This is a genomic window from Clostridium uliginosum (assembly GCF_900112485.1).
GTDB lineage: Bacteria > Bacillota > Clostridia > Clostridiales > Clostridiaceae > Clostridium > Clostridium uliginosum.
Window position 1 is genome coordinate 40,524 of the sequence record NZ_FOMG01000029.1, and the last position, 9,256, is coordinate 49,779.

Genomic DNA, 9,256 nt, shown 5'->3' on the forward strand with positions numbered 1-9,256 from the left:
CCTTTAAAATATTTTCTAATTTGGTGTATAGAGGAAAAATATCATACACTATATTACTCTTTTAGTATAATTTAAATGTAAAAGTGGTGCAAATATTACATAATTTATCATATATCACTATTCACTTTTTCTTCCTTCCCATCTAAAAAACCATAAGCAGGCAAATATAGTAATGATAATTGTGCCTAAAATACACAATATAATACCTAAACGAAGTTCTGAAATCTCTTCAAAAAAGCTTTGGTCTTTTAATGTAAATTTATGAAAATACATCATTAATCGCATTCCCCAAGTACAAGGCACAAACTCCCATTTTCCAAGTCCTAAGTCTGTAGCAAAAATAATAGATAGCAAACTTTCAGTAATACCAATACCTATAGACGGTATATTTCCAAACTTCATACTAATAATAATGTGGAAAACATATATAAAAATACTACTAAAAAATAAAATGCATCCAGCATACATATAATATCTAAATTCAAATGGACTTTCATTGAGTATATATGAAAATCCAGCACCAAAGCCGCATACAAGTACTAACATAGAGCTAAGTCCAAATAAAAGAACAACTGTTAACTTGCTTAAAAATGGCATTAGTTTTATATCTGAGGTAAGCATTTGCTGAAAGTTTCCTGCTAAGGCTTCCTGGTCCACAACCATAGAACAAATAAGTGCAATTAATATTGGAAATACAAATGCTGCCATCTGTAAAAATACAAATACTTTAGAAGTTGGCTTCCATGGTGTATAGGAAAAATATGAAAGAAATATTATTATTCCTAAAAGAGGGATTAAAGTATGCATAATTAATAATGGCTGCCTTTTTATTTTTACAAAATCCGATTTAACAAAACGAAAAAAATATGTCATTTATCTTTTCTCCCTTTTTCGAAACAATAATGCAGTTAAAACTGAAAGAAGTATAAAAAGTATAATAGACACCATAACTCCAGGTAAAACTACACTGCTATCTTTTAATGGACTATCTATTGGAATCTTCAATCCACCTGGAAGTACACCTATAGCAGGACACATTAGCCTACTTGTAATACCGTAAGGAAAAGCAATCCATTTTACAGGCTCTATAGCTAATACTACACCTACCGCATTAAATGAAAAATTAATTAACATTGCTGCAATTATACCAAGTTTATATGTTAAAAAAAGGCATAATGGTATTTGCCACAAAAATGTAATAAAGATAAGAATGCTTCCATAGATACTGCTAGGAAAAGAAATGGATCTTCCCCATATAACACTACAAAGATTTATTACTATTGAAAAAATAACAGATGATATAAAATAATATAATATACAAACAATAATCTTACTAATCCACATTTTAGCTGGATCAATAGGAAGGCTTAAGATGGCATGTCCTTTCAATTTTTTAATATCTTTATTAATAACTTCTCCACAAATAAGTGTAAGTACACCAGGTAATATCACTGCATACCAATAGTTATAGCTACTAATTTGGAATAATTCATCTGGAGACAATACAATACAAAGCAATATTGTAATAATTGGCATAGTAAAAGCAAGCTTTTTTGTAAATGTATTTTTAAATTTCATATGTTCTGACATTATACAATTAAACATATTAACCAACCTTTCTATTTTCACTTACTATTTTCATAAATAATTTTTCAAGATCCTGCCCTGGATTAATTTTTTCTTCATATCCTAAAATTCCGTTTGAAATAATGCCAATGTGATCTGCAATTTGTTCAACTTCTGATAGATAATGGCTAGATAATATAACTGTAATTCCGCGATCTTTAAATGAGCGAATTAGTTTACGCAAATCCTGAATACCCATTGGATCCAGTCCATTGGTTGGTTCATCTAGTATTAATAATTTTGGATGATTTACAAGAGCAATTGCTATGCCAAGACGTTGCTTCATTCCCATAGAAAACTGGCCAGAATGTTTTTTACCTGTATTAGTTAAATCCACAATTTCAAGCAATTCATCAATTCTAGAATCTGGGAGACCAAATAAGGTAGTACGAACCTTTAAATTTTCTCTTGCTGTGAGATTTTCATATAATGGTGGTGCCTCAATTAGTGCTCCAATATTTAAAAGATCGTTTCTATTCCATGGGTGTCCATTATACATGATTTCACCAGAAGTAGCTCTAAGGATTCCTGTAATCATTTTTAAGGTGGTGGATTTTCCAGCTCCATTTGGTCCTAAAAGACCATATACAGAATTTTCCTTAACCGAAAGTGAAATATTATTTACTGCTAATTGATTTTTAAATTTTTTACAAAGATTCTCTGTTTTTAAAATATAATTTGTCATATTATTCATCCTTCCTTTTCCTTAAGCACATGAAAGAAAATAACAAATCAAAGATGCAATGTATATTTTGTCTTGTTATTTTTTTGAATGTGCCTTATATAGCATTAATTTTCTGTTCGAAATATAATTTACTATGAATTTATAAGGAATTTATAAGGATTATAAAAAAATAAAATCCGACCATATTTTAGTCGAATTTTATTTACTAGGAATCAAGAGAAAATAATTCATCAACAGTAGTATTAAGAAGTTTAGCTAATTTCATAGCTAGTTCTAAAGTAGGATTATACTTTTCATTTTCAATAGCATTAATAGTCTGTCTTGTTACACCTAGCTCATTTGCAAGATCTTCTTGACGGAATTTAAAAGATTTTCTTAATTCTCTAATCTTATTTTTCATTTGTTCATCTTTCTATTTAAGAAAAAGTGTATACATATATATATAAGATTTTGAGAAATCAAAAGAAAAAATGCTAGGCTATTATTATATGAACCGGTTTTAATAAAATCATAAGTTGACCATATAAACAAAAAAATCACTGTATAAACCCATGCAAATTTAACTGAAGTTAAGTTGATACTTAATTGCATTTCATCCATTTTTTTAAAAACTTTCATAAACAACATCCCCTTAAAATGTATAATCTTTTTTACATTTTAAGCATAACTATCCTAATATAAAATGTCAATAGTTTTTTACATTTCTATTATTTATCACTATATGTAATATACGATTAACCAGTTTGCAATGCTTAAAAGATGTGAAGGATGGCAAACAGTAGATAAATTTAAAGAAGTGCATTAGGAATACAAAGAGTTGTAATGATTTTAAATTGTTACATAATAGGTAGAAAATATGAAGCAATTAATATAAAATGTCCTTTGAAAATCGAATAATGTGATGTTTATAAAATATGTTATAATTTACTAAAGGTTAACTAGTAATATTTGGAGGGAATCATAATGAAATTTGGAGAAAATGAAATAAAATTAAAAGATGGAACGCCATGCATTTTAAGAAGCCCAAATGAAGATGATGCGGAAAAAATGATTGAATATCTAAAAATTACATCAAAAGAAACGCATTTCATGGTTAGATATCCTGAAGAAATTAAGATGACTATTGATGCAGAAAAAGAATGTCTTAAGAATAATTTAATTAGCGATAAAGATATAATGATTGCTGCATTTGTGAATGGTGAACTTGCAGGTAATGCTGGTATTAGCTGCGTAAGAAATCATATTAAACTTAAACATAGAGCAGTGTTTGGAATTTCTATTAAAGAAAAGTACTGGAATAATGGTATTGGAAGTATACTTCTCAAAGAGATAATTGAACAGGCAAAGAAGATGGGTTATGAGCAAATTGAACTTGGTGTATTTTCAGATAATGAGAAAGCACAGGTTTTATATAAAAAGTATGGCTTTGAAGTTTGGGGTACTACGAAGAATGCATTTAAACTTAAAGATGGAACATATCGTGATGAAATTATAATGGGAAGAATGATAAAATAAATATCAATCCAAATTAATAAATTCCACTTTATAGGTGAGAATACAAGTACACTAATGTGATATTTACAAAATATACTATAATTAATTTAAGCTATGTTTTAAAACCGTGTTGATATTGTTACATATTGTTCAGCGTGCTAAAGAATTCAACTTAAGAACATCTAAACGAGTATAGTCCCATTCCAGCTTGCTCCAAAGACAAGCTTCGGACAAGCAATTAATGTGACAATACTCATTAAGAGTTCTAAAAGTCGAATTCTAATGCACACTTCACAAAAATGTAACAATATCAACACTATATTAAAACAAAGCTTTAATTTAAAATGGTAAATAATAGTTAAGTAACAATTATTTGTATTATATAAGAGGGGGATAAACGTGGATATAAAAGATATTACTCAAAATATAGGATATTGCGGTTTGGTTTGCAAATTATGCCATGAGGCAGATAAATGTGCTGGGTGTAAATCTGAAAATAATTGTTGTGGAAGACATTTAAGCGAGAATGGTTGTTTTCAATTTGACTGTTGTGTCAAAAATGGGATAAATGGTTGTTGGGAATGTGAAGATGGTCCATGTGATAAAGATATGTTCAGCGAACATCACGATGTTAGAAATCGGACTTTTGTAAAAGTGGCAAAAAATGAGGGCATAGAAAAGCTTGCAGAATATGTTCTAAAAAATCAAAAGAATGGTATTATGTATGGATGGAATAAAGATTATGATAATTTAGGAAATGAAAAGGCTGTTATTGATTTATTACATAATGGATTAAATAGTAAGTATGCAAAATGAGCATAATATGAAGTTAGATGAAGTGGATTTAATTCAGTCACGCACATCTCATTGTGATACAACTCAAACTAATCAAATAGAAGTAAAATATATCCATCCTGTTTATGGATGTAATCCAGTTTATATAAAATATGAGGGAAATCTTATCAAGGGTTTTAGTGATTGTACATTATGCTTTCAAGCAACACTATATTAAAATAACATTCTGTTTTAATATAGTATTGCTATTGTTACATATTGTTCAGGCTGCTAAATAATTGATATAGCCTAAAGTTATAACATAGATTAAGAATACCGTACTACTTTAGAAATAAATTTGCGGTGTTTTTTGTACTGTATAAGTGCAAATGTTAAACCAATATATATGGTTAGCATTTGCACTTATTTTATTTATAATTACGCTATGTTTTAAGTGAATTCCACTGTCCATGAGCTTTATATTACAATATCAACATTCACTTAAAACATAGCCTATAGTTAAAGGAATAATTGGTCTGGCATCAGTATTTACAAAGTATGTGCTAATTCAGTCATGTAGTAGGAAATTACGAAACAATATACTTTTGAGTGAATACTATAGTATATAAGATTTTTACTAATGACTATAAAGAGATTATTATGAAGCGGGTGCTTAAAATGACTATTGAATTTAATCGAATTATGTTTAATTTAAAACGAGGATATTATAGATATATTGGTTCTGGTTCTGGTAGACAAGTATTCGATTTGGGAAATGGATATGTAATCAAAGTGGCAAGAAATAGAGCAGGAATTGCACAAAATATGTGTGAGTATAAAATTTCATTTAATGATGATTCTGATTTATTTGCAAAAGTTATACAAGCTTCAAACGACTTTGATTTATTGATAATGCAAAAAGCTCATAAAATATATAATATTTCATATGTTTTTGAGTATTTTAATGTTGCAAGCAAAAGGGAACTGTTTAACTTAGAAGAACTACAGAGTATTAAGAGAAGGTATAATTTATTATTGGATGATTTTGATCGAAAAAGCAGCTGGGGAATGATTAATGGAAGGCCTGTCATTATTGATTACGGTTTCACAAGAGAAGTCATGGAAAGATATTATTAATGAACAATTATGTAAGATTGAGCATATATTAAATTATACAAAAGAGGAGAGGTGATTAATATGTTATGTTGCCAATGTTGTAGATGTTGCAGATGTTGTAGATGCCGTAGATGTCGTATACGTTGCAGACGTCGTCGTAGATTCTCTTCTTTATAATGCATGATAAATTAATTCCTTATGTGATAAATCTATAATGAAACCATTAATTCTAGATACCATATTATTTAGGTTTTTATAAATGAATAATATGGTATTTTTTAGTGTACAATACTTTTACGATAGGCTATGTTTTATAATATCAACACTTACTTAAAACATAGCCTTATGATAAGTAACTATTAAGAATTTATATTAGACATATTAAGGAAAAAGTAAACTTAAATATTAACAGGGAGAATGGGAGTCTTATTATTTAAGGTGTAATTATTTAATAGTAACCGTTAATTTATAGAATTAATACAATGATACTAGTAAATAATTATATTAGGAGAATTTAACTGTGTTATCTAATAGTAGATTTATACAACAATCATTGGAATTGCATCTTTTTTTTGCAAGAATTATGAAAGAACATTCATTCTTTTTAGAAGTAGGTTTTACACCAAAGGATTCAAATTATATTGATGAGGCAGACGCCTTTAGAATGAAGTTTGACAAACTTTTAGCTGATGCCATATCTCTTTCTAATGGTGTTGTTAGTAATGATGTATTACAATCTGGTGAAGTAGTAACCCCTTTTACATTAGAAGCTGAACAGGCTTCAGTATATTTTACAGGAGTGAAAATTCCAACTAATATTACTAAAATAGAGCAAGGATTAATGGGTGATTCCTTAATCAGAAGTAATCATCCTGTTCTTGAGCAAAGAGTATCTGAACTTAATGATAGAGCATTGGAATTAATTAGATGTTTAGCAAGGTTTAAGACTAAGTTATTATCAGATGTTATATCCTGTAGGATATTTACAACTAATTATCCTTTGCTTTTAGATCATATTTTAAGAGAAGCAAAGTTTTATTTTCAGCTACTTCAAAGATTGCAAAATCGTGAAGAAATCAACTTAGAGAGAGAAGCTTATGAACAAGAAACTTTCTGGAACAGAATTATGGCTGAACATTCAAAATTTATTCGTGGACTTCTTGATCCAACTGAAGAAGAACTAATAAATACAGCAAATAATTTTGGATATGAGTTTGATCAGTTGACAATAGAAGCAAAAGAAGCTATGGATAATTCCATGCCAATTGTAAAAGTTACAGATGACAGTTTTAAAGCAACTGTAGAAATAAGTAAGTTTAAGACACAAGGTACACAAGGATTGGTAGAGTGTAAAATCAAATCTATAATAATACCATTATTGGGTGACCATACTTTACGTGAAGCAAATCATTATTTGCGTTTATTAAAAATGTTTAAAAAAGCACCAGAAAGTGATTATTAATAAGTTTAACCTAGAAAAGATAGTCTAGTATGAACTTTTTTATATTATTTATAAATAAAAGTAACTAATACAGATTTTCTTGACCACCATCATGAAATAGGAGGAATAACTGGATCTGATATTCCTATTCCAAATAGCAAAAGAGCCTGCATCTTTTATATATGCAGGCTTTAGTTGTCTTACAATTTGTAGGTATTGAAAAAGAAAGGAAGAAAAATACTGTATTTATAAAACGTTAGTTTACATATTATTCCAAATATGATTTAATAAAAATGAACATCTGAATAAATGGGGGGATTTTCTATTAAATATATATTTAAAATAAGTATAATCCTAATTTTAATATTAAATATTACAGGTTGCGATAAAAAGTTAAATACAAAGCAAATGAAAGATATCGAAGAAAATAGAACGGCAGAGGAATCACAAAATAATATAGATATACCAGATACTACAGAAATTATAGACACTTTATGTTCAGATGATTTTGGAGGAAGATTAGTAGGTTCCAAAGGAGATCAGGAAACTGAAAACTATATTTTTAAAATAATTAAAGATTTAAAACTAGAACCATTATTTGATGAAGAATATTATGAGCCATATACTCAAGAAGTATATAAAAATTATGGTTTAATTGATGATAATGATAAACCTGAAAATAAAGAGATTCATAATTTAGTAGGAGTTATTAAAGGTTCCGATAGTACAAAAGCAGTAGTCATATCAGCACATTTTGATCATATTGGATATCAAGATGGAAAGATAATTAGAGGGGCATTAGATAATGCCTCAGGAGTTGCCACTTTAATACGAATAGCAGATATTTTAAAAAAGCAATCTCAAAGTAAGACTTTTAGTCAAGATATAATTATTGCATTTTTTGATGGTGAAGAAACTTCTCAACAAGGAAGTAAAGCTTTTGTTAATGATATAAAAGATAGATATTCAAATTTATACAATATAAATATAGATTGTGTAGGTGGAAAAAAAGCTGGAAAGATATCCTTAAATAATAAAAGTAAGATATCAAATAAATTAACTGTAGCAATGAAAGAAACATTTAAAAATAATAATATGGATTTTTCAGATGTTGAATTAAAAGGTGCAACAAGTGATCATAAAAGTTTTGAAAAAATGGGTATTACTAATATTTATATAGGACAAGAAGACTTAAAACCATATGTTCATAATGAAACTGATAATCCAGATACTTTAAATTGTGATGAAATAGAAAAGGTGGCAAATGTTATAGGTAATTTTATAGAAATAAATGATGGTCAAATTTTTAAAGAGTAAGTTGTATAATATAAGAATAATAGACTTATTTAACAATTTTCTAGATTATAAATTATTAAAAACAAACAATAAATTAAAATACTGTATTGAAAAAGTTGTGGTATTTTTATTGTACAATAGTAAATTAATACGAAGAAAGGGGATGGTTTAATATGCTAATTATCGAACACTTAGCAGACCATAAAGAATATTTAGATAATGTAGTAGATTGGCTTTGGAAAGAATTTGGTAATGAAGATAATTATGCTTTTTGGGAAAGTATAGTAAAAAATAGTTTGAGAAAAAATAAATTACCTTTAACATTTATTGCACTTATGGATAATAAGTTGGTTGGAACTGTAGGATTATGGAGAAGTGATTTATTGAGTAGACAAGACCTTTATCCATGGCTATCAGCATTATTTGTTAAAGATGAATATAGAAGTAAAAATATTGGACAAGAGTTACAGCGATTTTTGATTAATTATTGCAGAAAAAAAGGATATGAAGAACTTTTTCTTTATACCGACATTTGCAATTATTATGAAAGAACTGGATGGCAGTATCTTGAAGATGGTATTGAATATTCAGGTGGAAATATAAAGATATACAAGAAAAAACTAAGTTAGTAATAAATAATATTCTTTTATGGTGCAATTTTATTTGAAAAATTATACTCCTAAAGGGCTGAATCATAATGCAAATCATTTACTGATATGATGTATATTCAAAAAAGAAATAGAAATAACATTTGTGGAAGAAGCATTGAAAAATAAGCTTAGAGTTTCTTCATTTGAAGTTGTTCCATAAATGATTGTACTAAT

The 9,256-nt window shown here is 27.9% G+C and carries 11 protein-coding genes; 7 read left to right on the forward strand and 4 right to left on the reverse strand.

Annotated elements, in window-relative coordinates; genetic code table 11:
- Positions 1-117: 117 nt before the first annotated feature.
- The 4 genes from BM027_RS15135 to BM027_RS15150 form a co-directional block, all read right to left on the reverse strand.
- On the reverse strand, positions 118-873 hold the full coding sequence (locus BM027_RS15135) for a lantibiotic immunity ABC transporter MutG family permease subunit (protein ID WP_090093667.1): 756 nt from the start codon (positions 871-873) through the stop codon (positions 118-120).
- Positions 874-1,605 carry a lantibiotic immunity ABC transporter MutE/EpiE family permease subunit gene (locus BM027_RS15140; protein ID WP_090093669.1) on the reverse strand — a complete coding sequence of 244 codons (732 nt, stop codon included), beginning with the start codon at positions 1,603-1,605 and terminating at the stop codon, positions 874-876. It lies immediately after the preceding gene.
- Between the two features lies 1 nt (position 1,606).
- Entirely contained in the window at positions 1,607-2,311 is a 705-nt protein-coding gene (locus BM027_RS15145; RefSeq protein WP_090093671.1) for a lantibiotic protection ABC transporter ATP-binding protein, read from the reverse strand.
- A 205-nt stretch (positions 2,312-2,516) separates the two neighbouring features.
- On the reverse strand, positions 2,517-2,711 hold the full coding sequence (locus BM027_RS15150; protein ID WP_090093673.1) for a helix-turn-helix transcriptional regulator: 195 nt from the start codon (positions 2,709-2,711) through the stop codon (positions 2,517-2,519).
- A gap of 563 nt (positions 2,712-3,274) precedes the next feature.
- Here BM027_RS15150 and BM027_RS15160 point away from each other — a divergent pair.
- The 7 genes from BM027_RS15160 to BM027_RS15195 all read left to right on the forward strand — a co-directional run bounded on the left by BM027_RS15160 (position 3,275) and on the right by BM027_RS15195 (position 9,061).
- Positions 3,275-3,826 (forward strand): GNAT family N-acetyltransferase, encoded by a 552-nt coding sequence (locus BM027_RS15160; RefSeq protein ID WP_090093677.1) that lies wholly within the window; start codon positions 3,275-3,277, stop codon positions 3,824-3,826.
- 378 nt (positions 3,827-4,204) lie between these two features.
- Positions 4,205-4,621, forward strand: coding sequence for a DUF3795 domain-containing protein (locus BM027_RS15165; RefSeq protein ID WP_090093679.1), 417 nt, complete (start codon positions 4,205-4,207; stop codon positions 4,619-4,621).
- A gap of 7 nt (positions 4,622-4,628) precedes the next feature.
- The gene (locus BM027_RS15170; RefSeq protein ID WP_139209559.1) at positions 4,629-4,817 is read left to right on the forward strand and encodes a hypothetical protein; all 189 of its coding nucleotides are present in this window, start codon (positions 4,629-4,631) and stop codon (positions 4,815-4,817) included.
- Positions 4,818-5,257: 440 nt separating this feature from the next.
- Positions 5,258-5,716, forward strand: a complete 459-nt coding sequence (locus BM027_RS15175) for a hypothetical protein (RefSeq protein ID WP_090093691.1) — start codon at positions 5,258-5,260, stop codon at positions 5,714-5,716.
- Between the two features lie 499 nt (positions 5,717-6,215).
- Positions 6,216-7,157, forward strand: a complete 942-nt coding sequence (locus BM027_RS15180) for a DUF2935 domain-containing protein (RefSeq protein WP_090093684.1) — start codon at positions 6,216-6,218, stop codon at positions 7,155-7,157.
- A 288-nt stretch (positions 7,158-7,445) separates the two neighbouring features.
- Positions 7,446-8,453 carry a M28 family peptidase gene (locus BM027_RS15190; RefSeq protein ID WP_090093686.1) on the forward strand — a complete coding sequence of 336 codons (1,008 nt, stop codon included), beginning with the start codon at positions 7,446-7,448 and terminating at the stop codon, positions 8,451-8,453.
- Between the two features lie 152 nt (positions 8,454-8,605).
- Entirely contained in the window at positions 8,606-9,061 is a 456-nt protein-coding gene (locus BM027_RS15195) for a GNAT family N-acetyltransferase (RefSeq protein ID WP_090093688.1), read from the forward strand.
- Positions 9,062-9,256: the final 195 nt, after the last annotated feature.

Excerpts from the sequence above, each read along its gene's own strand:
- BM027_RS15135 (WP_090093667.1), bottom strand. The coding sequence starts at position 873 with ATGACATATTTTTTTCGTTTTGTTAAATCGGATTTTGTAAAAATAAAA.
- BM027_RS15140 (WP_090093669.1), bottom strand. The coding sequence starts at position 1,605 with ATGTTTAATTGTATAATGTCAGAACATATGAAATTTAAAAATACATTT.
- BM027_RS15145 (WP_090093671.1), bottom strand. The coding sequence starts at position 2,311 with ATGACAAATTATATTTTAAAAACAGAGAATCTTTGTAAAAAATTTAAA.
- BM027_RS15150 (WP_090093673.1), bottom strand. The coding sequence starts at position 2,711 with ATGAAAAATAAGATTAGAGAATTAAGAAAATCTTTTAAATTCCGTCAA.
- BM027_RS15160 (WP_090093677.1), top strand. The coding sequence starts at position 3,275 with ATGAAATTTGGAGAAAATGAAATAAAATTAAAAGATGGAACGCCATGC.
- BM027_RS15170 (WP_139209559.1), top strand. The coding sequence starts at position 4,629 with ATGAAGTTAGATGAAGTGGATTTAATTCAGTCACGCACATCTCATTGT.
- BM027_RS15175 (WP_090093691.1), top strand. The coding sequence starts at position 5,258 with ATGACTATTGAATTTAATCGAATTATGTTTAATTTAAAACGAGGATAT.
- BM027_RS15190 (WP_090093686.1), top strand. The coding sequence starts at position 7,446 with ATGGGGGGATTTTCTATTAAATATATATTTAAAATAAGTATAATCCTA.
- BM027_RS15195 (WP_090093688.1), top strand. The coding sequence starts at position 8,606 with ATGCTAATTATCGAACACTTAGCAGACCATAAAGAATATTTAGATAAT.